Annotated in this window: 19 protein-coding genes; 11 read left to right on the top strand and 8 right to left on the bottom strand. The window is 42.6% G+C overall.

The window, feature by feature from the left end:
* Position 1 precedes the first annotated feature (1 nt).
* Complete coding sequence (locus FTV27_RS09880; protein WP_180078268.1) at positions 2–733, bottom strand: type III pantothenate kinase; 732 nt, start codon at positions 731–733, stop codon at positions 2–4.
* A 22-nt stretch (positions 734–755) separates the two neighbouring features.
* On the bottom strand, positions 756–1,511 hold the full coding sequence (locus FTV27_RS09875) for a biotin--[acetyl-CoA-carboxylase] ligase (protein ID WP_180078267.1): 756 nt from the start codon (positions 1,509–1,511) through the stop codon (positions 756–758).
* 29 nt (positions 1,512–1,540) lie between these two features.
* Here FTV27_RS09875 and FTV27_RS09870 point away from each other — a divergent pair, with 29 nt between their 5' ends.
* The 5 genes from FTV27_RS09870 (at position 1,541) to ligA (ending at position 9,842) form a co-directional block, all read left to right on the top strand.
* Entirely contained in the window at positions 1,541–2,353 is an 813-nt protein-coding gene (locus tag FTV27_RS09870) for a sulfite exporter TauE/SafE family protein (RefSeq protein ID WP_180078265.1), read from the top strand.
* Positions 2,354–2,500: 147 nt separating this feature from the next.
* Positions 2,501–3,196 carry a GntR family transcriptional regulator gene (locus FTV27_RS09865; protein WP_078191157.1) on the top strand — a complete coding sequence of 232 codons (696 nt, stop codon included), beginning with the start codon at positions 2,501–2,503 and terminating at the stop codon, positions 3,194–3,196.
* A gap of 10 nt (positions 3,197–3,206) precedes the next feature.
* Positions 3,207–6,656, top strand: coding sequence for a chromosome segregation protein SMC (smc, locus tag FTV27_RS09860; protein ID WP_180078263.1), 3,450 nt, complete (start codon positions 3,207–3,209; stop codon positions 6,654–6,656).
* A 1-nt stretch (position 6,657) separates the two neighbouring features.
* A complete protein-coding gene (locus FTV27_RS09855; RefSeq protein ID WP_180078261.1) occupies positions 6,658–7,710 on the top strand; it encodes a cell division protein ZipA C-terminal FtsZ-binding domain-containing protein in 1,053 nt (350 codons plus the stop codon).
* 98 nt (positions 7,711–7,808) lie between these two features.
* Positions 7,809–9,842, top strand: coding sequence for an NAD-dependent DNA ligase LigA (ligA, locus tag FTV27_RS09850; protein ID WP_180078259.1), 2,034 nt, complete (start codon positions 7,809–7,811; stop codon positions 9,840–9,842).
* A 244-nt stretch (positions 9,843–10,086) separates the two neighbouring features.
* On the opposite strand, the gene FTV27_RS09845 is transcribed toward ligA, so the two are convergent.
* The 3 genes from FTV27_RS09845 to FTV27_RS09835 all read right to left on the bottom strand — a co-directional run bounded on the left by FTV27_RS09845 (position 10,087) and on the right by FTV27_RS09835 (position 14,021).
* Positions 10,087–11,550 carry an amino acid permease gene (locus FTV27_RS09845; RefSeq protein WP_111884798.1) on the bottom strand — a complete coding sequence of 488 codons (1,464 nt, stop codon included), beginning with the start codon at positions 11,548–11,550 and terminating at the stop codon, positions 10,087–10,089.
* Positions 11,550–12,584, bottom strand: a complete 1,035-nt coding sequence (locus FTV27_RS09840) for a methyltransferase (protein ID WP_180055569.1) — start codon at positions 12,582–12,584, stop codon at positions 11,550–11,552. The genes FTV27_RS09845 and FTV27_RS09840 overlap by 1 nt, the downstream gene beginning before the upstream one ends.
* 66 nt (positions 12,585–12,650) lie before the next feature.
* Positions 12,651–14,021, bottom strand: a complete 1,371-nt coding sequence (locus FTV27_RS09835) for a uracil-xanthine permease family protein (RefSeq protein WP_078191151.1) — start codon at positions 14,019–14,021, stop codon at positions 12,651–12,653.
* Positions 14,022–14,194: 173 nt separating this feature from the next.
* Here FTV27_RS09835 and typA point away from each other — a divergent pair, with 173 nt between their 5' ends.
* Together typA and mscL are read left to right on the top strand one after the other, a co-directional pair.
* Positions 14,195–16,030, top strand: a complete 1,836-nt coding sequence (gene typA / locus FTV27_RS09830) for a translational GTPase TypA (protein ID WP_078192340.1) — start codon at positions 14,195–14,197, stop codon at positions 16,028–16,030.
* 291 nt (positions 16,031–16,321) lie between these two features.
* Positions 16,322–16,753, top strand: a complete 432-nt coding sequence (mscL, locus tag FTV27_RS09825) for a large conductance mechanosensitive channel protein MscL (protein WP_078192339.1) — start codon at positions 16,322–16,324, stop codon at positions 16,751–16,753.
* 38 nt (positions 16,754–16,791) lie between these two features.
* Here mscL and FTV27_RS09820 read toward each other — a convergent pair whose 3' ends face one another.
* The 3 genes from FTV27_RS09820 to mutM all read right to left on the bottom strand — a co-directional run bounded on the left by FTV27_RS09820 (position 16,792) and on the right by mutM (position 18,493).
* Positions 16,792–17,166 (bottom strand): hypothetical protein, encoded by a 375-nt coding sequence (locus tag FTV27_RS09820; protein WP_005007840.1) that lies wholly within the window; start codon positions 17,164–17,166, stop codon positions 16,792–16,794.
* A 197-nt stretch (positions 17,167–17,363) separates the two neighbouring features.
* Entirely contained in the window at positions 17,364–17,642 is a 279-nt protein-coding gene (locus FTV27_RS09815) for a peptidylprolyl isomerase (RefSeq protein WP_078192338.1), read from the bottom strand.
* Positions 17,639–18,493: a bifunctional DNA-formamidopyrimidine glycosylase/DNA-(apurinic or apyrimidinic site) lyase gene (gene mutM / locus FTV27_RS09810; protein WP_180078257.1), complete on the bottom strand. Its 855-nt coding sequence runs from the start codon at positions 18,491–18,493 to the stop codon at positions 17,639–17,641. The genes FTV27_RS09815 and mutM overlap by 4 nt, the downstream gene beginning before the upstream one ends.
* 389 nt (positions 18,494–18,882) lie before the next feature.
* Here mutM and FTV27_RS09805 point away from each other — a divergent pair, with 389 nt between their 5' ends.
* From FTV27_RS09805 to FTV27_RS09790, 4 genes are all read left to right on the top strand, one after another.
* Positions 18,883–20,145: a carbohydrate porin gene (locus FTV27_RS09805; protein WP_180078255.1), complete on the top strand. Its 1,263-nt coding sequence runs from the start codon at positions 18,883–18,885 to the stop codon at positions 20,143–20,145.
* An 18-nt stretch (positions 20,146–20,163) separates the two neighbouring features.
* Positions 20,164–22,269, top strand: coding sequence for a TonB-dependent receptor (locus FTV27_RS09800; protein ID WP_180078253.1), 2,106 nt, complete (start codon positions 20,164–20,166; stop codon positions 22,267–22,269).
* Between the two features lie 12 nt (positions 22,270–22,281).
* A complete protein-coding gene (locus tag FTV27_RS09795) occupies positions 22,282–23,397 on the top strand; it encodes an NADH:flavin oxidoreductase/NADH oxidase (protein ID WP_180078252.1) in 1,116 nt (371 codons plus the stop codon).
* Positions 23,398–23,478: 81 nt separating this feature from the next.
* The gene (locus FTV27_RS09790) at positions 23,479–24,408 is read left to right on the top strand and encodes an AEC family transporter (RefSeq protein ID WP_180027265.1); all 930 of its coding nucleotides are present in this window, start codon (positions 23,479–23,481) and stop codon (positions 24,406–24,408) included.
* Positions 24,409–24,433: the final 25 nt, after the last annotated feature.

Below are 24,433 nucleotides of genomic sequence, written 5' to 3'. Positions count from 1 at the left end.
TCTACGGTTGTTGGCCAATATAGCTTTGCAGGCCTTTTAAAAGCAGATCATTATGGACTTCAGGCGTAAAGCGCTGCAGGTATTTGGCAAATAGCGCAGCATCGCCCCCAGTTAAAATTAAGCGACTGGGATATTTCTCAAGCACCTTTTCAATGGTGCTGACCAAACTGAGCAATATGCCATGATGAACAGCGTCGATGGTATTTTTACCAGGAGACAACTCGTCAAAGATGGCATCTGGAATTTTAATGCCTTTGGTGTTTTGGATGAGCGAATCACGTTGCAAATATAAATTTGGCAAAATATAGCCACCTAAATGTTGTAATCCATCCGTTAAGTCAATGGTGAGTGCTGTTCCACAGCTAATGACACAATATTTTTGAGTAGGGTCTTTGACCACTGCGAGCATTTGCAGCCAACGGTCGATCCCGAATTTACTGGTATCTTCATAGGCACAGCGCAAGCCCGCATATTCGGCATGAACTTTCGCAATGGTGACAGGAACGGCTAAAAATTTAAGAATTTTTTGAATCCGATCATTATTTTTCTTGTCGAGTACCGAAGATATACCCACCTGATCTAAGTTCAAACTTTTAAAGTGCTGGATTAAACCGAGTAGGAGTTCGGCAGGCGACTGTAAATGCAGTTCCGCAGCATGTTCTATGATTTGATCGTGTTCAGTAATCCAGTATTTCAGCCGAGTATTACCGACATCGAGCCATAATTTTTTCATCAGTAGGCCTTTGCAATCCTGTTTATGATTGATCTGCTAAACGTAAGCGACCTTGGAAATGATTTTCTAAGCGCTGCGAAGTTTGGATGTTGATCGAACCATCATTTTCAATACCGAGAAAGAGACCTTGGCTTTTGCCTTGTAGGTGTTCAAGCTCAACAGGCTGTTGCATAAATGCAGCATAATGGTTGAATCTTGCAGCGAGGTTATAGCAGTTATGATCGAACCATTCACCTGCAAGTTGAATCGCTGCATAGAGTTCAGCGATTAACTGTAAACGGTTTGGCGAGTGAAGTCCGAGTTCATATAACGACGTTGCGCGTTGCTCAATTCCTGTGGATGGAATCGGAAATAAGTTCATGCCCACGCCGACAATCGCTTGATGTGGCGAAATTGGTTCAATCAAAATCCCGCCCCATTTGCCTTGTGGGCTATATAGGTCATTGGGCCATTTCACTTGTAATGCGAGATTTTGCAAACTTGGCATTTGCAAGATATTTAAGGCAATTTCGAGTGCAAGCCGTCCATCTATCGCTGTCTGTAAATTCAGCAATGTGCTTAAATAGATATTACCAACGGGTGAGACCCATTGATGATCGCGTTGCCCACGGCCTTGAGTCTGTTGTTCACTGCATACCAATACATGTTGGATGCCTTTTTTGGCAATCTCATGGACATCGTCATTGGTCGATGTAGTAATGGGCTTCAGTAATAAAACTTCAGGCGGTTGAGGTACTGTGCTCAGCAATTGCTGTAAGTGTCTGGTCTCTAAATCCATTTGAATCTGAGAGTTGTGGAATAATATTGATGGAGTTAATCATATATTTACTGATTGGTGCAATCGCTGGTTTTGCTGCGGGGCTATTTGGTGTTGGCGGTGGCCTGATTATTGTGCCGATTTTATTCATCGTCTTTACCCAACTTCAGTATGACCCCAGTGTGATTATGCACATGGCGGTGGGCACCTCTTTGGCCACGATTATTGTGACCTCACTCAGTTCGGTTTCGGCTCATCATAAAAAAGGTGCAGTACTGTGGAATGTCTTTCGGAATTTGGCACCGGGTTTGGTGATTGGTTCATTTCTCGGTGCAGGCATTGCAGATTATTTATCAGGGCAGGGTTTGCAACTGTTAATTGGCTTTTTTGCGGTCTGGGTGGCCTTTAAAATGTTTCGCGGTGCAGCGACACCAGTCGATCCGAATAAACATTTACCCTCACAAGCCATGCAAATGGCAGCAGGCGGTGGTATTGGGATTGCTTCTGCGATCTTCGGTATTGGTGGAGGTAGCTTAACCGTCCCGTATTTGAATAAAAACGGCGTCATTATGCAAAAAGCGGTCGCGACATCTGCTGCATGTGGTTTACCGATTGCGATTGCAGGGGCCCTTGGCTTTATGTGGTTTGGTCATCATGCCGATATCGAGGTTCCCAATACCATTGGTTATATCCATATTTATGCATTTATCGGGATTAGTGTAATGAGCTTCATCACTGCGAAATTGGGTGCGAAAGTGGCTCATATGTTGTCGCCATTTATGCTAAAGCGTTGTTTTGCATGTTTATTAACAACAGTCGGCTGCTATTTTATTTACCAAGGTGTGCAAGCCTTTGGCGCTTGATTGTCCGTTTTGACTGACAAAATTGGCTTTATTGACACAAGATTGTCAGACAATGTCATGTTCAATTAGGTTGCTTATCGTTTCTAATGCAAATAGATTGAGTGTAAATCTGAACATTGCATCTTATAAAAAAAAGATAGGAACAGTATGCAACAACAAGAAGCGGACAGTTTGTCAGAACAAATTGCCAAACACATCGGTGAACAAATTATTCGCGGTGAGTTGGTCGAAGGCGAGCGTATTCAGGAACTCAGAATTGCGGCCGAATTGGATGTGAGCCGTGGCTCTGTTCGTGAAGCTTTATTGATTTTAGAACGGACCCAGCTCATTGAAATCTACCCACGCCGTGGCGCCTTAGTCTCTGAAATGTCGGCTTTACAAGTGCGCTCATTATTTGATATTGCAGCATTATTGTTGGGTCAAATTGTGCATCGTATGGCGGAAACGTGGCGCAGCCATGAAGCTGAGCGTATTCAGTTATTACTTGAACAATTAGACGTGGAAACTCGCCAAGGCAATACTGAAAAGTTTTATGATCTGATTTTTCAGGGCATGGCTCGTCAGCATGAAATGGTGGGAAATACCTACCTGATGCGTTATTACCAAGAATTGTTGCCATCACTCAGACGTAGTTATTTTCTGACACTGAATATTTCACGACGTGAACTACAAGAATCTTTTGATTTGTTTAAATTGGTGACTGATGCAGTTTTAATCAGAAAATCACATCAAGCCACTTTATTTATGGAAGATTTTTGTCGACACTTACGCAACCTTGTGTTGGAATCACTAACACGGATGAAACAAATCGAATTAGCGTGGGCGAGACGTTCACGCCGCTGATCAGGACATTATGCGTTTAAGCAGTTTAAAACTTTCCGGCTTCAAATCTTTTGCCGATAGCACAACTCTAAAATTTGAAGGCAACCGTAGTGCGGTTGTTGGACCGAACGGCTGTGGTAAATCCAATGTGATTGATGCCATTCGTTGGGTTATGGGGGAGTCCAGTGCCCGTCAATTGCGTGGTGGCACCATGCAAGATGTTATTTTTACCGGAACGGCTAAGCGTAAACCAGTCGGGATGGCGAGTGTTGAACTGCGTTTTGATAATACCTATGGCAAGCTAGGTGGCGCTTATAATGCCTATACTGAACTAGCAGTTCGTCGTCAGGTCAATCGTGATGGTAAATCCGAATATTTCCTCAACGGCACCAAATGCCGCCGTCGTGATATTACCGATATTTTCTTAGGTACCGGTTTAGGTCCACGTTCGTATGCGATTATTGAACAGGGCATGATCAACCGTTTGGTCGATGCCAAACCTGAAGAAATGCGTGTGTATATTGAAGAAGCCGCTGGGGTATCTCGCTATCAAGCTCGTCGTCGTGAAACTTTACAGCATCTAGAACACACCACTCAAAACTTAGAACGTCTCGAAGACATTGCATCAGAACTGAAATCTCAGCTGAAAACCTTAAAACGCCAGTCTGAAACGGCGGTGCAATACAAAGAATTAGAAACCCAAATTCGCACGATTAAAATTGAAGTGCTGTCTTTCCAATGTGAACAAAGTATGCGTTTACAGCAAGAATACACGCTTCATATGAATGAGCTTGGGGAAACTTTCAAACTGGTGCGTTCTGAGCTGAACACCTTAGAACATGACTTATCTTCCACCAGTGCTTTATTTCAACGGCTTATTCAACAGTCCACTCCTTTACAAAGTGAATGGCAACAGGCGGAAAAGAAACTGTCTGAGTTGAAAATGACGCTGGAGCAAAAGCAGGGTTTATTTGCACAAAATTCGGCAAGTTTGGTGGAGCTTGAAAAGCAAAAAGCTCAAACCAAAGAACGTTTACAGCTATTAGAGTTACAACTGGAAACGCTGCAAGAACAGCAAGATGGATTTGTTGAGCAATTACAGCGCCAAGAAAGCAGTAGTCAAGATCAGACTCAACAATTGGCCGATTTGAAAGCTCAGCATCAACAAGCGGTTCAACAATTTGAACAATGCCGTGGGCAAGTTGAAAAGCAGCAACAGCAAAAGCTACAGATGTTGGCGCAGAGTGAACAATTGACCAAAAATATTGGTCGTATTGAGCAACAACGTGAGACTCTGCAACAGCAACGAGGTCAAATTCAGCATCAGGCGCAGCAAGATGAGTTGGAGCAGTATCAGCAAAATAAGCAACAGCTCGAACAACAAATTGTGCAACAAGAGCAGGTGATTGCCGAAACTCAAGCACAGCTTACAGCTGCACAAGAACAGCAGGCACAGCATAAAAATATGGTGCTGCAGCTAAAGTCAGAAATACAGGTGCTGTTGTCAGAGCAGAAAAACCTAAACCAATTGATGATTAAAGCCAGTCCAAAGCAGCAAAGCCAGCGTCAACATTTAATGCAGCAGTTGCAGTTGAGCACAAAGGGTAAACAGCATGCACAACTGGTCGAGAAATTTTTGTCTAAATGGCTGAGTGCCCAAGTCTTGGGACACAGTGATAATTTTCAAGACAGTGTTGCACGTCAGGTCAAAGGCAGTCACCACACCGCAGCACAAATCGTTGGATTAGATGCTTTGACGACGTGGATTGAAGCACCACAGCTTTCAATCTGGCAGCAGGTCGCAATTGCCGAAACATTGCCGATGGCATTGAGCCATCAGGCTAAACTGGCTGCTGGTCAGTCGATACTCACGCTCGATGGTTATCATGTCGGTGCAGATTGGGTGATTGGTCTAGATTATGATGAGGACAGCCAAGCAGGGCAAGGTGCATTGAGTCACCGTATTCGCTTAGATGAATTGACTGAATTACTTGCAGAGCAGCAGCCAAAGCTAACGCAACTAGAAGGCCAATTGCCTGAGTTGCAAAATGCCGTACAAGCTTTACAGCAAAATCTGCAACAGCAACATAGCCAATTAAAAAATTGGCAAAAAGACATTCAAAATGCTGATGTTGCCATTGCGAAGGTACAAAGTTCCAATCAGGCTTTTGCATTACAAAAGCAGCAGTTAGAAGATCAATTACAGCAACTTGAAGCACAGCTTGAAGAAGATGCCATGCAAAAAGACGATTTGGAAATTGATTTGCATGCGCTGACGATGAAGCTTGAGCAAGCTTTGCCCAATTATAAAACCTTGCAATTCCAAGTTGAAGAGTTGAGTCTAGCACTGGAAAGTGCTCAGCAAGTGGCATTACACAGTCAGCAAGAATTGGAAATTGTGCGTCGTCAGTCTGTACAGACAAAACAACAGATTGAATTATTAGAAAAAGACACGGTCTTTTTGAAAGCGCAAACTCAGCAAATTATTGGACAGATGGAACAGGCGAAGAAATTTGTCGATCCGGTACAGTTAGAATTGCCTGCGCTTGAGTCACAGTATTCTGAACAGGCTCAAGTCACTGAACGTTTACAAAAAACCTGGAATGACTGGCAGCTTGAACTCAATAATGTTCAGAGCAAACAACAGACATTGACGGAACAACGCCATTCACATCAACAGCAAGATGAAAAATTGCGTACGCAATTGGAAGAAAAGCGTCTGGCTTGGCAATCCGCGCAGTCTGATTTACAGCATTATTCTGAACAGCTGAAAGAAATGAACAGCGAAATGCTGACAGGTTTAAGCATTGATGTGGTATCCCATCAGCAAAAACTAGAAAAAGCACAGCAGCAGTTTGATAAATTGGGTGCAGTCAACTTGGCTGCGGCAGAAGAATATACTGAAGTTTCTAAACGCTTTGATGATTTAAGCCACCAAATTGATGACTTGCAAAAGACCGTTGAACAACTGCAAGCTGCGATGAAAAGCATTGATCAGGAAACGCGAAAGCTGTTTATGACCACTTTTGATAAGGTTAATGCTGAACTTCAAGCGTTGTTTCCGAAAGTATTTAATGGTGGTGAAGCAAGTTTAAGCCTTGAAGATGGTTGGCAATCAGGTGTAAAACTGATGGCACGACCACCGGGTAAACGAAATAGCTCTTTGGCATTATTGTCAGGTGGTGAAAAGGCACTGACCGCATTGGCTTTGGTTTTTGCGATTTTCCGCCTAAATCCTGCACCATTTTGCGTTTTAGACGAAGTCGATGCACCTTTAGACGATGCAAATGTAGGAAGATTTTGTAATCTTGTAAAAGAGCTTTCAGAACAAGTGCAATTTATCTACATTACACACAATAAACTGGCTATGACAATGGCAACTGACTTACTTGGTGTGACCATGCCAGAACCAGGAACTTCAAAATTAGTGACTGTGAATATAGAGCAAGCCAAAGAATACGGTTTAGCTGCGGAGGCATAACATGGAAATCACCACTATAGCTGGGATTGTAATCGCTGTAATTATCATGGTTGTGGGTATTCGAATGATGTTTCGTAAACCTGCAGATGCAGCGCCATCACTTGACACCGAATTACATATTAATCCTGATAGTCAGCAACCTGTTATTCCGCGCCATGTACGAAATCAGTTAAATACACCTGAAACCACGCAACGTGTAGAGCCGACTTTGGCTGAGGAAAAAGTCACAGCGGTTGAAACAACTGAAGCTGTTCAAGCAAATGTAACGCCAGAAGCAACGGCAACGGAACAAGCAGAGCAGAGCGTTGAGGCTACGGCAAAGACTGAGACAACAACGACGGATCCCGTTTCAGTTGAAAACGCTCAAACTGCAACAGAAGACAGTACATTGTCTACAGAAGCAACTGACTCTACAACGGTTGCATCTGTAGCCGCCGATGCCAATGACGCAGCGACTGCTGCGACACACGTTCAGGCAGACGCTGTTCCTGTAGAAAAAGCGCCAGAATTTAGTGTAAATAGCGCAATTGAAAAAGCTGAAATCAGCGATTTTGATGAAGAAAGCAGTATTTTGGATGCGCATTTACATGAACAAAAAATTGTTGATGAAGAAAGTGCTTTAGCGACTGCGGAAACTTATATCGCCTTAAATGTGTTCCCGGATAGCCGTGCCTTGTCGGGTGAAAAAGCATTAAAAGTGTTACTCAAATACGGCCTGCGTTTTGGCGAAATGGCCTGTTTCCATCGCTATGATGAAGAAGGTACAAAGTTATTATTCTCTGTATTGCAAATGAATAATGATGGCGCTGCGCAAGGTTTTGATCTTGAAACTTTATCGACTGAAGAAGTAAAAGGTTTGGCCTTCTTCTTAGCGCTTCCACACAGCGATGTACAAAATGCCTTTGATACTATGGACAGCATTTCACGTCTAATTGCACGTGAAATTGACGGTACTGTGTATGATCAAAATAACCAAGAATTTACACCGCAGATGCGTGAACATTGGCGTCATCAAGCGATTGATTATCGTCAAGGTCAAGCTATCGAAGTCTAAGCGTCTTTGATTGAAACTCACCGAGTGGGTTTCTATAATAGCAACAGATAATGAAATTTGAGGGCGGAGTATGAACCGCCCTTTTTTATGGTGAATGTATGACACAACAATCCACTGTCGTTGCACAGATGCGACAACTGATTCAACTCTTGGCGAAGCATAACCATGCCTACTATGTCATGGACACGCCAGAAATTGAGGACAGTGAATATGATCAACTTTTTCACCAATTAAAAGCGCTTGAAGAGCAATATCCTGAGCTAACTCAACCCGATAGCCCGACCAATAAAGTGGGTGGTAAAGCGCTCTCCAAATTTGAGTCGGTGACACATGCAGTACCCATGTTGTCATTGGGTAATGTATTTAATGCAGAAGATTTATTTGCCTTTGCACGCCGCGTAGAAGAGCGCTTACCGAATCAAAAAATTGAATATGATGTCGAATTAAAATTTGATGGGCTGGCGATTTCTCTTTGGTATGAAAATGGTATTTTGATCCGTGGTGTGACACGGGGCGATGGTGAAACAGGGGAAGATATTACCCAAAATGTAAAAACCATTCGTAATTTGCCTAAAGTACTGACTTCTACACAGACCAATATTCCAAGTCTGCTTGAAGTTCGTGGTGAAGTCCTGATGCCAAAGTCAGGCTTTGAAAAGCTCAATGCTGAAAACGAAGCCAATGGTGAAAAAACCTTTGCCAATCCACGAAATGCAGCAGCAGGAAGCTTACGTCAACTCGACCCTGCAATTGCGGCTTCACGTCCATTGGCTTTTTATGCTTATGGCATTGCACAGTGCGAACCACATCATGGTCAAACCACCATGTCTGCTAGCTTAGAATGGCTGAAACAGTTTGGTTTTGCTGTCGGTGAACGTCACTTTATATGTGACAGCATTCAGGACGTACAAGCTGCGTATGAGCAAATGATCATTGATCGACCAAGCCTGAGCGTTGAAATTGATGGCATGGTGATTAAGGTAAACAGCCTGAAGCAACAGCAAACACTGGGCTTTTTAAGTCGTGAACCGCGCTGGGCAACGGCATATAAATTCCCTGCAGTCGCAGCGCTGACGACAGTTGAAAATATTGATTGGCAAGTGGGGCGTACAGGGACTTTAACCCCAGTCGCGCGTTTAAACCCTGTGGCAGTCGGTGGCGTAACGGTTTCCAATGTCACTCTACATAATATTGGTGAAATTCACCGTTTAGATGTCCGTGTAGGCGATACCGTGAGTGTTTACCGTAGTGGTGATGTGATTCCCAAAGTGGAAAAAGTTTGGCCTGAATTTCGACCTGTAGAAACAGTTGAAGTTCAATTGCCCGAATGTTGTCCTGTCTGTTCTTCACCTGTGGTGATGCCCGAAGGTGAAGCCTTGGCACGTTGTTCAGGTGGTTTGTACTGTGCTGCACAGCGTATTGAGGCGATTCGTCACTTTGTATCGCGTAAAGCTATGGACATTGAGGGCTTAGGCGACCGTTGGGCGGAATCTCTTTTACATCTGGATCTGCTCAAAGATGTTGCTGATATTTATAGCTTGCCTGAGCATCGTGAAAAATTACTGACCATTGAAAAAATGGGTGAAAAGTCGGTTCAAAACCTCATCGATTCTATTGAAAACAGTAAGAAAACGACACTAAGTGCATTTATTTATGCACTCGGCATTCGAGGCGTGGGTGAAACCACGGCACGCATGCTCGCCAATACCTTCCAAACCTTTGATGCGATTCGTCATGCAGATCTCGAATCCTTGAAAAAAACGCCAGACGTTGGTGATATTACCGCTGAATGGATTGTCGACTTTTTCCAAGCGCCGCATAACCTCGAAGTGGTTGATCGTTTGTTGGCAGCTGGGATTCATTGGGATGCACCCGTTGCACCAAGTCGTCAGCCGCTGAATGGCGAGAGTTGGGTGATTACTGGGACATTGAGTACCATGGGTCGTGATGAAGCGACGCAAATGCTTCAAGCCTTAGGCGCACGTGTCAGTGGTAGTGTTTCGGGTAAAACCAAATGTGTAGTTGCAGGTGAAAAGGCAGGTTCTAAATTAGAAAAGGCTGAAAAGTTGGGTGTACCTGTGATGAGTGAAGAGGAGTTTATTTCCTTTGTACAACAGCAAAATGCTTCTTAAGTATTGAAAAATTTAACCTGAAAACGTAGTTACTTTTGAACAAACGCCTGATGCATTGCATTGGGCGTTTTTATTTTCGGTGCTTAACATGATTGAGTGAGCGTATCAGTTGTTGGTGATAGATCAGACAGTATTCCTCAACATTACTCACGAAATATTTTGCTAAAGCGTGAATGTATTGAGATACAATTTTAGCTATAAAAAAAGCAGCCCTTAGGCTGCTTATTTTTATTCAGTGATCACATTATTCTTGATCAACTTTCATTGGTTTTACATCCATTTCTTGATAGGAAACCAACTTAGTTTTGTGTTTCCACTTATAACCGAACCAAATGGCAAGGAATAAGAAAATACCAATATAGGTAGAAACAACGGCCAACCATTCACCATCTAAAACGGCTTGATAGTTCTGACCAAGGACCACGATGGCACACAAAATAAAGGCAAACCACGGTGCAAATGGGAAGAATTTTGCACGGTAAGCAAGATCTTCTAATTTATTGCCTTGAGCCAAGTAGCCTTTACGGAAGCGATAATGTGAAACTGCAATACCGAGCCACACAATAAAGCCACACATACCTGACATGTTCAGTAACCAGTTAAAGACCGCTTGTTCACCGATAAATGTGGTTAAGAAGCATAGTGCCGCGATCGCCGTCGTTGCATAAAGTGCATTCATCGGTACGCCACGTGAATCTAAGCGACCAAAGACTTTCGGCGCACTGCCTTTACGTGCCATATCAAACAGCATACGAGTAGAGGAGTACATACCAGAGTTACCCGCTGATAAAATCGCAGTCAAGATCACCGCATTCATCACCGATGCAGCAAAAGCAAAACCTGCTTTTTCATACAGTAAGGTAAATGGTGATAGTGCAATATTTTCAGTAGATGCTGCTTGTAATAAACGTGGGTCATCATAGGCAATAAGAGTGCCGATAATGAAAATACACACGATATAAAACAACAAGATACGCCAGAAAATTTGCTTGATGGCAATAGGAATGGTCTTTTCAGGATCTTTCGATTCACCTGCAGCCACACCAACCATTTCAGTCCCTTGGAAAGAGAAACCGGCAATCATGGCTACACCAATCAAGGCAGATAAACCGCCGACAAATGGGGCTTCACCCTTGGTCCAGTTGGCAAATGTTTCTACGCCCGGTGTCAGCATGATTTTGCCAATCATAAACAGACCGATAATGATAAAGGCAACAATTGCGAGCACTTTAACAAGCGAGAAGAAGAATTCGGATTCACCAAAGCCTTTTACGGTCAGCGCATTAATGGCAAAGACGATTGCGAGGAAAATCGCACTCCAGTAAAAGCCCGGAATATCTGGAAACCAGAATTTCATAATGAATTGGACTGCAACCAATTCAAATGCCACGGTAATCGCCCAGTTATACCAATAGTTCCAACCCAAAGCGAAGCCGAAACCACCCTCGACATATTTGGTGCCGTAGGTAAAGAATGCACCCGAAGTTGGATTATGTGTTGCAAGCTCACCTAGACTGGTCATCAAGAAGTAAATCATGATACCAATTAAGCAGTATGCAAGCAGGGCGCCACCCGGGCCTGCATTGGCAATGGTTGCACCTGAGGCAAGGAATAAACCTGTACCAATTGATCCACCAATTGCAATCATGTTGAGATGGCGAGCACCCAACTTACGCTGAAGCTGAGCTGGTTTTTGAGTTTCGCTCATCATTGTTCCTTAAGATTTTTTTGCGTGCTCGCAAACAAGACTTTAAATCCTTGTTGGTCGGCTTTGATTGTACATTGACCATAATGCTGCTCAATTAAAGTCGGATAATTGAGGAATCGGTTGGCAACAATCCAAAGCTCACCCCCAGACTTCAAATGTCTGCGCGAAGTTTTGCATAGATTTTCACTGGCATTGTAGTCGGTTTGAATCCCTTGATGGAAGGGTGGATTGCTGACTACGGCATGTAAAAATAGTGGTGCATCCTCGATTCCTGTGACAGCTTTAATCTCAAGTTGTTCAGGTTCAAGCAAATTTTGTTCAAATGTCATTTGTGTAGAAGCCAGTGCAAAAGCATCTACATCCATGGCAAAGATACGATTTTTAGGATTCAGTTTGGCTAAATAAGCACTGATGACACCCGCACCACAGCCGAAATCAGCAATTTTGCCCGAAGTGACTTGTGATAAATAAGGCAATAAGGTAGCCGTACCCACATCTAAACGGTTCTGGCTAAATACGCCCGGCAGTGCGCAAATCGTAAGCTCACCATTTGGAGTCTCAACTGGATATTTTTGCACCCAATCTTGTAGTGGCTTGAGTGTTACAGTTTTTTCTAAGAGGGTTTGCCACATTTGACAGTGACGTGCACTATCAATTTTTAGGGTTTTACCAAAGGGTTGTAATTGTTTTGCTGCGCGTTCAACACCGCCTTTTTTCTCACCCACGAGGAAAATAGACGCACCTTGAGCAAGGTGACTTGCCACATTGTGTAATAAATAATTCAGCAGTTCTTTTGATTTAGGAACAAAAATAACCGCTTGATCAAACTGACCTTCAGGAAAATCGACACCAAAATGGACGTTTGACTGTTGATTTTGAAAGTACTGAAAATCATTAAAATTCCAGCACCAAATCGATGGCTTAATATTGTCATTCAATTGACTGAGTAAGTCATCTGTCGGTGCATTTACGAAAAGCACGCGATCTTGTAATAAATCGATCTGTCGTATAACGACTTCACTTGTGAGATCCATAGATTTCTCCATCATAAAAAACACTGCCTAGGGCGGAACCTAGGCAGTGTTCTTTGACAAATGAACTTACTTCTTCACTTCAGGAAGAACAATATTCAAAATAAGGGCAGCGATACCACCAGTGGCAACGCCTGAACTGAAGATATTACGGAACAATTCAGGAAGATGTTCAAGGATTTGTGGTACTTGTGCAACACCTAGACCCAATGCCAATGAAATCGCAATGATTAATAGTGCGCGGCGGTCTAAATGAATGCCTGACAAGATATTAATACCCGAGGCAGCCACGGCACCAAACATCACCATCACAGCACCACCAAGCACGGCTTGTGGAACTGCCTGAATGACACCTGCTACAGCAGGAAGTAAGCCTAAAATAACCAATAGGGCAGCAATCCAAATGCCTACATAGCGGCTTGCAACACCTGTTAACTGAATGACACCGTTGTTTTGCGCGAAAACAGAACTTGGGAACGTGTTAAAGATACCGGCAAGGAATGAGTTTGCACCATTCACCAATACACCACCTTTAATACGCTTCATCCATTCAGGGCCATCTACAGCTTGATTTGAAAGCTTAGACGTCGCGGTAATATCGCCAATCGCTTCCAAAGATGTCACAAGGTAGATAAATGCCATTGGAATAAACAAGCTCCAAGAGAAGCTTAAGCCAAAGTGCATCGGTGTTGGAATTTGAACCAGTGGCGCATCTTTTAAGCCATCAAAGTTTAAATGACCCATAAAGCCTGCAAGGATGTAACCCACGACTAAGGCAATTAGGATGGCAGAACTTTTTACCCATGTAATACGCACACGGTTCAATAAAATGATCAGTGCCAAAACGGTACAAGACATGATGAGGTTGTCTGCATTGGCAAATGTTTTATCGCCCATGGCTTGATAACCACCACCCATGCTGATCAGGCCTTCTTTAATTAAAGTCAGACCAATCAATAGCACCACAATACCTGTTACCAATGGGGTAATCAGTTTTTTCACCCAAGGTAAGATTCGTGACACACCCATTTCAATGAATGAACCCGCGATCACCACACCAAAGATAGATGCCATAACTGCTTCTACAGGTGTACCTGCCGCAACCATTGCAGAACCAATACCGATAATAGGACCAATAAAGTTAAAGCTGGTTCCTTGTACAATCAGGAGACCTGCACCAAATGGACCGACTTTTTTACATTGTAAAAAGGTTGCGATACCAGAGATCACCAATGACATCGACAGAATCATATTGGTGTCTTCTTTTGACACACCAAGTGCCAAACAGATCAGCAGACCCGGCGTCACAATTGGGACAATAATGGCCAATAAATGTTGGAACGCAGCGAGAAAAGCAATAAAAGGTTTTGGTCGATCATTCAATCCATAGACTAAATCGAGTTGATCTTTTGCTTCGGGAGATTGGTTTAAATCAGACATGCGGCACTGAAAATTAAGGCTAGGTGGCGCTATTCTAATCTGTTTACACAGCTTTACAAAACCAAAAGCGTACCAGTCGTCAAAAAAAATGCGATTGTCAATAAACTGTCACTACTAAAATCTATATTTTTTCTGTATAATTTGCCCTCAAACTTTAGGCGTATCGAATTCACATGTCAGATATTAAAACTCTCCGTAACATTGCCATCATCGCGCACGTCGACCATGGTAAAACTACTCTTGTAGACAAACTTTTACAGCAATCAGGTGCTCTTGGCGATCGCGCAGGCGAGATCGAACGTGTAATGGATTCTGGCGCTATTGAAAGTGAACGTGGTATTACCATTCTTGCAAAAAACACTGCAATCAAATGGTTAGACAAGCGTACTAACACTGAATACCGTATCAATATCGTGGATACCCCGGGACACGCCGACTTCGGTGGTGAAGTAGAACGTGTAATGTCAATGGTTGACTGCGTACTTCTTCTTGTTGACTCTCAAGAAGGCCCAATGCCACAAACTCGTTTTGTAACGCAAAAAGCGTTCGCACGTGGTTTGAAACCAATCGTAATTATTAACAAAGTCGACAAGCCAAACGCTCGTCCAGACTGGGTAATTGACCAAGTATTCGATTTGTTCGACAACCTTGGTGGTTCTGACGAACAGTTAGACTTCCCAGTTGTATATGCTTCAGGTCTTCGTGGTGTGGCTGGTCCATCTCCAGAAGAACTTGCTGAAGACATGACTCCATTGTTCGAAACAATTGTAGACATCGTTGAACCACCAGCGGTTGACGTTGACGGTCCATTCCAAATGCAAGTGTCTTCACTTGACTATAACAGCTTCGTAGGTGTTATCGGTGTTGGTCGTATTCAACGTGGTTCAGTGAAATTAAACACTCCTGTAACTGTAATCGACAAAGACGGTAAAACACGTAACGGTCGTATCTTAAAAATCATGGGTTACCATGGTTTAGAGCGTATCGATGTTGAATCAGCTTCTGCTGGTGACATTGTTTGTGTAACGGGTATTGATGAACTTCATATCTCTGACACAATCTGTGATCCAAAAGCAGTTGAAGCTTTACCTGCACTTTCTGTAGACGAACCTACAGTATCGATGACTTTCCAAGTAAACAACTCACCGTTTGCTGGTAAAGAAGGTAAATTCGTAACTTCACGTAATATCCGTGAACGTCTAGATCGCGAATTGATTCACAACGTAGCATTACGTGTTGAAGATACTGACAGTCCTGACCGTTTCAAAGTATCTGGTCGTGGTGAGCTTCACCTTTCAGTTCTTATTGAAAACATGCGTCGTGAAGGCTTTGAAATGGGCGTATCACGTCCACAAGTAATCATTAAAGAAATTGATGGTGAAAAACAAGAGCCATACGAAAACGTAACGTTTGACGTTGAAGAGCAGCACCAAGGCGCTGTAATGGAACAAATGGGTCACCGTAAAGGTGAAATGACCAATATGGAAGTTGACGGTAAAGGCCGTATCCGTATTGAAGCAACAGTTCCTTCACGTGGTTTGATTGGTTTCCGTTCTGAATTCTTAACTATGACTTCAGGTACAGGTATCATGACTTCTAGCTTCTCGCACTACGGTCCTATGAAACAAGGTACTGTTGCGAAACGTCAAAATGGTGTGTTGATTTCTATGGTTCAAGGTACTTGCTTGGGCTATGCACTATTCAGCTTACAAGACCGTGGCCGTCTATTCGCTAAACCTCAGTTAGAAGTTTATGAAGGTATGATCGTTGGTATTAACTCACGTTCAGACGACATGACTGTTAACCCAACTAAAGCGAAACAGCTAACTAACGTACGTGCTTCTGGTACTGATGATGCGTTGACTCTTGTTCCGCACATTGAATTTACGCTTGAACAAGCGCTTGAATTTATTGAAGACGACGAATTAGTTGAAGTAACGCCTAAGTCAATCCGTATCCGTAAACGCTGGTTGACTGAAAACGAACGTAAACGTAACCGTAACGTTTAATTTTACAGTTTCAAAAAAACCGCTGACTTAGGTTAGCGGTTTTTTTATGCATGGGTGTTTTGAATAAAAATGCAAAAGTTGAATGACTTTATTCATTTAATTCGACATGCATAATTTTGATAAATCCTTTTTAATAGAATGTATTACCAAAATTAAAAATGTTTTGTGTGAATTTTTATACATGGTATTTAGAATCTAATATAAACCAAGTAAATTAGGTGGAAATAGTTATATAGATATAATGTATACTTCGTCACAAAATTAAAGCTGAAAAAAATTTCTGGAGATCACATGAGTATTATTCAAGAATTTAGAGAATTTGCCGTAAAAGGCAACGTGATGGACTTGGCTGTAGGTGTCATCATTGGTGGTGCTTTCGGTAAAATCATCGATTCAATGGTAAAAGACATTATCATGCCTTTTATTTCTTGGATCCTTGGTGGTGACGTTGATTATTCAAATTGGTTCTTAGTATTGGGCGATAACCCAAACAATTTAACCACGCTAAAAGCAGCACAGGATGCAGGCCTTAATGTTTTGGCTTACGGTAACTTCCTAACCATCTTAATCAACTTCTTGCTTTTGGCATGGGTCGTATTCTGGTTAGTGAAATTGATGAACAAATTGCGCCGTCAAAAAGTTGAAGAGCCAGCTCCAGAGGCGACTCCAGAAGATATCGAATTACTTCGTGAAATTCGTGATGAATTAAAACGTAAAGGTTAATCCTTTAGCAGTGAAAACGGCGCTTAAAGCGCCGTTTTTTATTGTGAATTTTGTTGAGGAGTCATTTTCATAAACTTAGGTTCTGATGTCGAAAAAACAATGCCATTTCGAATGCCTGTAAATACTTCATTTGCTTCTTCAGGTGATTCGGGTGCGCAGGCTTGTTGACCTAATATAAATAAGACTAAAGGGTGATTTTTGGATAATTTGCTAATTTGCTGTATCGCATCATACCATTTTGATTCATCGTTACGATTCCCATCTAAATCTAGTGCCAACTGGACTTCACCATGAGGGTTCATATCTTGATCATCATATAATGCTTGGATAAGTGCATGCTTTCGTTCACCTCGAATGATTGTAAAATCTGTTGTATCGACAGTGCCAAGACGAAAATAGTTGTAATAGCCCAATGGAATGTCCTTTATTTATTATTAAGTAGAATTGATTTAGTGCAATGTTATCTGGTTGCTATGATTTATATTATATGATTGAAAACCGCCAGCCAATGTTCTGAACGATTGAAAAAAATACTGGAATTATGTGCTTTAAGATGAAAAGCACATATTCGCGATATACTCGTTATAGCATGTTCAATGTGGGTGCTATGTTACATCCGAAACTTAATTTCTAATAAATGCCAGCCAAACTGGCTTTTGATTGGGCCATGTAGTTCACGTTCGGGCAAAGTAAAAACTGCCTTATCAATTGGACCAACCAGTTGGCCTTTTTTAATGTCGCCAAGCTCACCGCCTTTTTTACCTGAAGGGCATGTCGAATGCTGCTTTGCAATTTTGGCAAAGTCCGCACCGCCTTTGATTTTCTTTTTCAGTTGCTCACATAGTTCTTTATCTTTGACTAATATGTGGCGAACAATCGCAGACTTCATGCGTTATTTCCTTTCACGGTTTTCTTAGTCAGCATTTTAACCTTTTTTAAAGGCTGGCACTCAGGGCAAAACACCGATGCGCGTTGCCCTAGTTTGATATTTTGCAAGATGGTTTCACAGTTGATGCACATTTCACCGGCACGTCCGTAGGCGAGTAGGGTTTGTTGGAAATAACCATTTTCGCCCATCGCATTGGTGTAATCACGTAAAGTCGAACCGCCTAAATCAATGGCTTGTTTTAAAATACGTTTGATTTCGATGACCATTTTTTCAACTTGTTCAAAACTCAAACTTGATGCAGGCTGCGCAGGGTGTATGCCTAAGTTAAATAAGCTTTCCGTTGCATAGATATTGCCGACACCAACCACAATATGATTGTCCATGATCGATACTTTGATACTGGTCTGCTTATTTTTAAATTTTTGGAATAAGTATTCAGCATTAAAGTCATCACTCAGCGGTTCAGGGCCAAGCGTGTCAATCAGTTTGCTTTGAGACGATGCATCTAACCATAAAATACAGCCAAAACGGCGTGGATCGTGATAGCGCAATTGCATATCTTCAAAATGAATCACCAGATGATCATGCTTTCGTAATGCTTCATCACCTTCACAAATCCGAAAACTGCCAGACATGCCCAAATGCCACAACATGCTGTCCTGTTCAAATTCAGCCAAAATATATTTTGATCGACGGCTGAGCTGAAGCAGCTTTTGTCCGACGAGTTTTTGAATGTCGTCAGGAATAGGCCAACGCAGGCTCGACTGAAAAACCTCAACTTTGAGAACCTTTTCATTCAATAATGGCAATAAACTGGTTTTAGTGGTTTCTACTTCTGGTAATTCAGGCATAAAGGTCGAAGCAATGGATCATTCAAGTTATGCATACTATTGGGTCTAGCCCTACAGAATGCAAGTTTCATCGCGGCCTAAGGGAGTATATGAATAGGTTATTGATTATTAATTGTGAGAATAATAAACCAACAAGTCACAATAATGAGTTTGAAAAAGCGATCAGAAGTTAAACAATTGAATTAATAGATATATAAGATATTGAAAAATAATCACTAAAAATATTACATAACAATAGATTTATTTAAAGTCACTTATTGATAAATTAAAGTTTTGTGAATGATAAAAATAATGCTGAGATAGAACGTGAAAAATTATGTAATTTTTGTGACATTAGATTTCAAGCCATGTGGCTTGTCTAGAGACTCTCTCCAGATTTAGGTTTTACCATGAAAAAATACAGTCTAGCTCTTCTACCTGCATTTGTTGCAGCAGCCATGACACATGTTCACGCCACAGAAGCATTCGACACTAAAGGTCAGTACATGCTCGGGGATTGGGATGGTAAACGTACCGAACTTGCACAACAAGGTGTGAAGTTTGAAGCCAATATTGCTGCTGATGCTGCCTATCTTGCCGATGGCGGTCGTAATCCGGGACATTCAGCAACGGTAGCCAGCCAATTGTGGTTAGGAACACAGCTTGATATGGAAAAACTTGCAGGTTGGGATGGCGTGACTGTGCGTGCTGTAATGACTGCTCGTCAAGGTCAAAGTACCTCAGTTCGTGATTTGCAAGGGGATGTTCCTCAATTGGCAAATGCACAAGCCAATTTTGGCCGTGGTAACCAAGACAGCCGCTTAACCGAGCTTTCGATTGAAAAGAATTTCAAAGAACAAGGCATTAGTGTAAAAGCAGGTCGTTTAGGTCTAGGTATGGACTTTAACGTGATGGCATGTGACTTTGCCAGCACCGCATTTTGTGCAGCGCAAATGGGTAAATGGCAAGGTTCTATGTGGATGAATACTCCAGTTTCACAATGGGGTGGACGTGTGAAATACCAAGCAACGCCAGAACTTGCGGCACAAGTCGGTGTTTATGAATTTAACCCTGACAATGGTAATGCCAAAGCAGAAGGTCAAGGTTGGAGTCTAGATACAGATCATGCTGATGGCGTAACTATTCCCGTAGAATTGGTTTGGACACCAAAATCATTTGTAAATGGCTTACCGGGGAGCTACCGCTTTGGTGCGATGTACAACACTGCAGATAATGTAAAAAATCAAAAAGACATTATTTCGGGTGAAGCTGAAGATCGTACCTTTGGTGGTTGGGTCGCGATTGAGCAACAGTTAACGTCTACTGGTGAAGGCAAACGTGGCTTGCATAGCTTTGCTAATTTTACTTGGCATGATCGTGTCACCACAAAAGTTGATAACTCACAGCAGTTGGGTTTGAAATACATTGGATTGGCCGATCGTTTACCAAACGATATGGTTGGCTTGGGCGTGAACCGTGTGCATGTCAATGATCGACTTTCTGCTGAGAAATTTGATGCAAGCGCAGAATATAATGTCGAGTTGAACTATAGCCATAACCCGACGAAATGGTTGATGATTCGCCCAAGTTTACAATATGTGATTAACCCAGGCTCAACAAATCGGGTTGATGATGCTTTCCTAATTGGTTTAAGCTCTAAGGTAATATTCTAATGTCAAAATAGGTGCTCTATGCAAAGTAAATTTAACGTCACATCATTTAAGACACATTTACTTTGCCTAACGGCATGTATTAGCCAGCAGCTGTATGCAGAAACAGGTTCTACGGAACCTGTTTTACTTCCTGAGATTACCATTGAAGCACCACGAACCAATACCACGTGGTTAAAAACACCTGCATCGGTATACCGTGTACAGCAGGCTGAAAATAATAACAATACGGGTGTGAATCTGTCTGAAACTTTAAAAGGTGTGCCCGGACTACAACTGAATAACCGTGAAAACTATGCACAAGACTTGCAACTGTCTATGCGAGGCTTTGGCGCACGTTCAACATTTGGTGTGCGTGGTATCCGTTTATATGTTGATGGAATCCCTGCGACCATGCCGGATGGTCAGGGACAGACATCAAATATCGATATGAGTAGCTTAAATCATATCGAGGTATTGGGTGGGCCATTTTCCTCTTTATACGGTAATTCTTCGGGTGGGGCGATCTTAACAACGACCAAGCAAGGCACAGGAAAAGACTCTATCGAACTTGGTTATTCGGGCGGCAGTCATCATAAAAGTCGTGCTGACATTGTGCTGCAAGGTGGCTCGGAACAGGCCAATGAGCCTAGCTATGTCGTGAGTTCTTCTTATTTTGAAACCGATGGCTACCGTGATCATAGTGCCGCAAATAAAGTACTTAGCAATGCAAAACTGACTTGGGATTTGGATGATGGTTCCAAGGTCAATTGGATTGTGAATCATGTGGATATCAATGCCGATGATCCACAAGGTCTGAATCGGGAGCAATTGCGTCAAAATCCAAAACAAGTTAATGATGCCAATAATACCTATGATGTACGTAAGGAAATTAGCCAAACTCAAACTGGGTTGACGTGGAAAAAACCATTGAATGAGCAGCATGAACTCAATGCAATGGTGTATATGGGGCAACGTGATGTGGTGCAGTATCAGTCCATCCCCAAAAATCCACAAAATAATGCGCGCCATGCAGGCGGTGTGATTGATTTTAGCCGTGATTATTATGGAACAGATATTCGCTGGACAGGCAAAGACCTCTTGCCGAATACGCGTTTTACTGCAGGCCTAGCCTTTGACTATATGGATGAAGACCGTAAGGGCTATGAAAATTTTGATGCCAATGGAAATTTTGGCAAGAAAGGCAATATTCGTCGAAATGAAAATAACACCTTGTGGAATTTAGACCCCTATGTCCAAGCTTCGTGGAATTTTTTACCCAATTGGACTTTAGATACAGGGCTACGATATAGCAATGTTCATTATGAATCTGACGATAAATATGTCGTGGGTTTAAATAAGGATGACAGCGGTAAAACTGACTATGACAAAGTTTTACCTTCAGCAGCAGTAAGCTGGAATATTGCGCCTCAACTGAATGCCTATGCCAGTTATGCCAAAGGTTTTGAAACACCAACCTTTACAGAAATGGCCTACTCCAAAGATGACGGCATGAATTTTGATTTAAAACCAGCCAGTAGCGATAACTACGAGCTTGGGCTTAAATCACAAAATGCATGGGGGAATTTCACTGCAGCGGTATTCCAAAGCAAAACTCAAGATGACATCGTCTCTGCAGGAAGTATCAATGGTCGTTCAACCTATAAAAATGCCGATAAAACCTTACGTGAAGGTGTTGAGCTTTCGTGGAATAAACAACTATGGCGAGATTTAAGCGCGCAAGCAAGCTACAGTTATATCGATGCCACATTTGATGCTGCAATTCCTGACAGTGATGTCGTCAAAGGCACTTATATACCGGGTATTGCCAAAAACCAAGCGTTTGCCGCACTGAATTGGCAGCCAGATATTGGCTTTAATGCCGGCCTAGATGTTCGCTATATGGATAAAGTCTATGTCGATGATGCCAACAGTGATGCCGCGTCGAGCTATACCGTGGTTTCTGCCAACGCAGGTTATGTGTGGAAACAAGCAGATTGGAAAGTTAAAACCTATGTACGTGCAGATAATTTGTTTGATGAGAACTATGTCGGCTCAGTGATCGTCAATGATGGAAACGGACGCTTCTTTGAACCCGCTGATGGTTTGAATTGGAGTGCAGGATTAAGTGTGACCAAAGCCTTCTAAAAGGAGAGTGATGTGGCGTTGTTATTTCAACCAATTCAGTTTGGAACATTGGGGCTGAGTAATCGAATCGTGATTGCACCCATGTGTCAGTATTCAGCCAATGAGCAAGGGGAGTTAAGCTATTGGCATGAGCAACAATGGGCGAATTATGCCTTGTCAGGTGCTGGACTTTGTATCGTCGAAGCAACGGCTGTACAGGCAGAGGGGCGCATTAGCTATGCAGACCTCGGCCTTTGGAATGATATGCAACGCGCACAGATGAAGGCACTATTGGCCAAGGTGAAATCACTTTCACCTATGCCATTTGCTATCCAACTGGCACATGCGGGTCGTAAGGCATCGACAGATAAACCTTGGGCAGGACGTGGACAATTACCCCCAGATCACCCTCAAGGATGGCAAACTGTTTCAGCAAGTGAGTTGCCCTTTAATGCCACAGATCATGCACCCCATGCTTTAAGCCGAGAAGAAATCCAGCAGATCATTCAAGACTTTGCCGATTCAGCAAAACGAGCGGTAGATGCAGGCTTTGACTTAATTGAGCTACATGCCGCACATGGTTATTTGCTGCATCAATTTATGTCACCATTGTCGAATCGGCGTAGCGATGAATATGGCGGCAGTCTGGAAAATCGCATTCGGCTGACGCTTGAAGTGTTCCAAGCCATGAAAAATGCCGTTCCTGAAGATTATCCAATTGGGGTACGTATATCCGCAACCGACTGGATGGAATATACTGAAGCACCGAGTTGGGATCTAGACTCGGCTGTTGGCTTGTCAAAAGCGCTTGCACAACTAGGCACAGCCTATATTCATGTTTCTAGTGGCGGCTTAGATGTTGCGCAAAAAATTCAATTACAAGCCAGTTATCAAGTGCCCTTTGCAGAAGCTATTAAGCAAGCCGTTCAGGTTCCCGTAATTGCTGTGGGTTTAATTACCGAAGCAATGCAAGCCGAAGGCATCTTACAATATGGTATGGCAGATGCGATTGGTCTTGCTCGTGCAATTCAATATGACCCGCGTTGGCCATGGCATGCCGCTGCTGAACTCGGTGAAAACCTAAAAATTTCTCCGCAGTATTTACGCTGTCAGCCACATGCACAAAGAAGTCAATTTACGGCTTTCTAATTTTCAAAATTTATAACGGGCCGATCTACACTCTCAGGTTGAGGGTGTGGATAGAAGAGTCTATTACACAGGATATTTCGTATGGTCTTTGAGGTGATTGGTCCAATCTTTTTTCTTTTGGCCTTGGGATATCTATCTGTAAAATGCAGTTTATTGAGCAAGGAACAGGTCGGAACCATTGGTGCATTTGTGATTAAGATTGCACTGCCGGCTTTGTTTTTTCAGTCATTAGCTTCTAAAGATTTGCATCAAATTTGGTATCCCGGCTATTTCTTTGTTTATACCGGAGTCACTTTTTTACTGTATGGCATGGCCTATTGGCTATTGTCGACACATTTTAAAAATAATATGTCGCAAACAGCGGTACTGTCATTAGGCGCTGGCATGTCAAATACAGGCTTAATTGGCACCGCTGTCCTAAGCTTATTGGTCGGTCAAAATGCGATGACCTATACCTCACTAATCGTCATCATTGAAAGTGTGCTACTGATTCCAACGGTGCTGGTCCTTGCGCAATTAGGAAGTTCACAGCAAAAAGCCAATATTGGCGACATCATCAAAAATACCTTAATGACCCTGTTAAAAAATCCACTCTTTGCAGGGGTAATGCTAGGGATTGGGTTTGCAATTTTCCAAATTCGTTTGCCACATCAAATCAATGATGTACTGGCGATGTTAGGTCAAACGGCTTCACCACTGGCGCTGTTTGCAATTGGTGGAGGGATCGTCGGCATGAGCTTAAAGTATGTGAATGCTCAGAGCTTCTATTTGGTGATTTCAAGCAACTTGGTGATGCCTTTACTGACTTATTTGGGCTTACGCTATTTGACCGATGTCAGCCAAGAGATGTTATATGCAGGGACGATTATTGCCGCATTACCGATGCCGACGATTTTTGCCATGCTTGGACAAGTTTATGGCTTAAATGAAAAGACCTTAACGCCTTTGTTGATGAGTACTATCTTGGGCTTTGTCGTAACAGGTGTATTAATCAGTCTGTGGTGGGCGTGATTTTGATCAGCTCAAGATTTGCTTA

This window comes from Acinetobacter sp. YH12251 (genome assembly GCF_013417465.1).
Taxonomy (GTDB): domain Bacteria; phylum Pseudomonadota; class Gammaproteobacteria; order Pseudomonadales; family Moraxellaceae; genus Acinetobacter; species Acinetobacter amyesii.
Note: the sequence above shows the minus strand (reverse complement) of the source record. Positions and strands in the feature narration are given on the sequence as shown.

Coding starts and splice junctions, on each gene's coding strand:
- FTV27_RS09880 (WP_180078268.1), bottom strand. CDS start 733: ATGAAAAAATTATGGCTCGATGTCGGTAATACTCGGCTGAAATACTGG.
- FTV27_RS09875 (WP_180078267.1), bottom strand. CDS start 1,511: ATGGATTTAGAGACCAGACACTTACAGCAATTGCTGAGCACAGTACCT.
- FTV27_RS09870 (WP_180078265.1), top strand. CDS start 1,541: ATGGAGTTAATCATATATTTACTGATTGGTGCAATCGCTGGTTTTGCT.
- FTV27_RS09865 (WP_078191157.1), top strand. CDS start 2,501: ATGCAACAACAAGAAGCGGACAGTTTGTCAGAACAAATTGCCAAACAC.
- smc (WP_180078263.1), top strand. CDS start 3,207: ATGCGTTTAAGCAGTTTAAAACTTTCCGGCTTCAAATCTTTTGCCGAT.
- FTV27_RS09855 (WP_180078261.1), top strand. CDS start 6,658: ATGGAAATCACCACTATAGCTGGGATTGTAATCGCTGTAATTATCATG.
- ligA (WP_180078259.1), top strand. CDS start 7,809: ATGACACAACAATCCACTGTCGTTGCACAGATGCGACAACTGATTCAA.
- FTV27_RS09845 (WP_111884798.1), bottom strand. CDS start 11,550: ATGAGCGAAACTCAAAAACCAGCTCAGCTTCAGCGTAAGTTGGGTGCT.
- FTV27_RS09840 (WP_180055569.1), bottom strand. CDS start 12,584: ATGGATCTCACAAGTGAAGTCGTTATACGACAGATCGATTTATTACAA.
- FTV27_RS09835 (WP_078191151.1), bottom strand. CDS start 14,021: ATGTCTGATTTAAACCAATCTCCCGAAGCAAAAGATCAACTCGATTTA.
- typA (WP_078192340.1), top strand. CDS start 14,195: ATGTCAGATATTAAAACTCTCCGTAACATTGCCATCATCGCGCACGTC.
- mscL (WP_078192339.1), top strand. CDS start 16,322: ATGAGTATTATTCAAGAATTTAGAGAATTTGCCGTAAAAGGCAACGTG.
- FTV27_RS09815 (WP_078192338.1), bottom strand. CDS start 17,642: ATGAAGTCTGCGATTGTTCGCCACATATTAGTCAAAGATAAAGAACTA.
- mutM (WP_180078257.1), bottom strand. CDS start 18,493: ATGCCTGAATTACCAGAAGTAGAAACCACTAAAACCAGTTTATTGCCA.
- FTV27_RS09805 (WP_180078255.1), top strand. CDS start 18,883: ATGAAAAAATACAGTCTAGCTCTTCTACCTGCATTTGTTGCAGCAGCC.
- FTV27_RS09800 (WP_180078253.1), top strand. CDS start 20,164: ATGCAAAGTAAATTTAACGTCACATCATTTAAGACACATTTACTTTGC.
- FTV27_RS09790 (WP_180027265.1), top strand. CDS start 23,479: ATGGTCTTTGAGGTGATTGGTCCAATCTTTTTTCTTTTGGCCTTGGGA.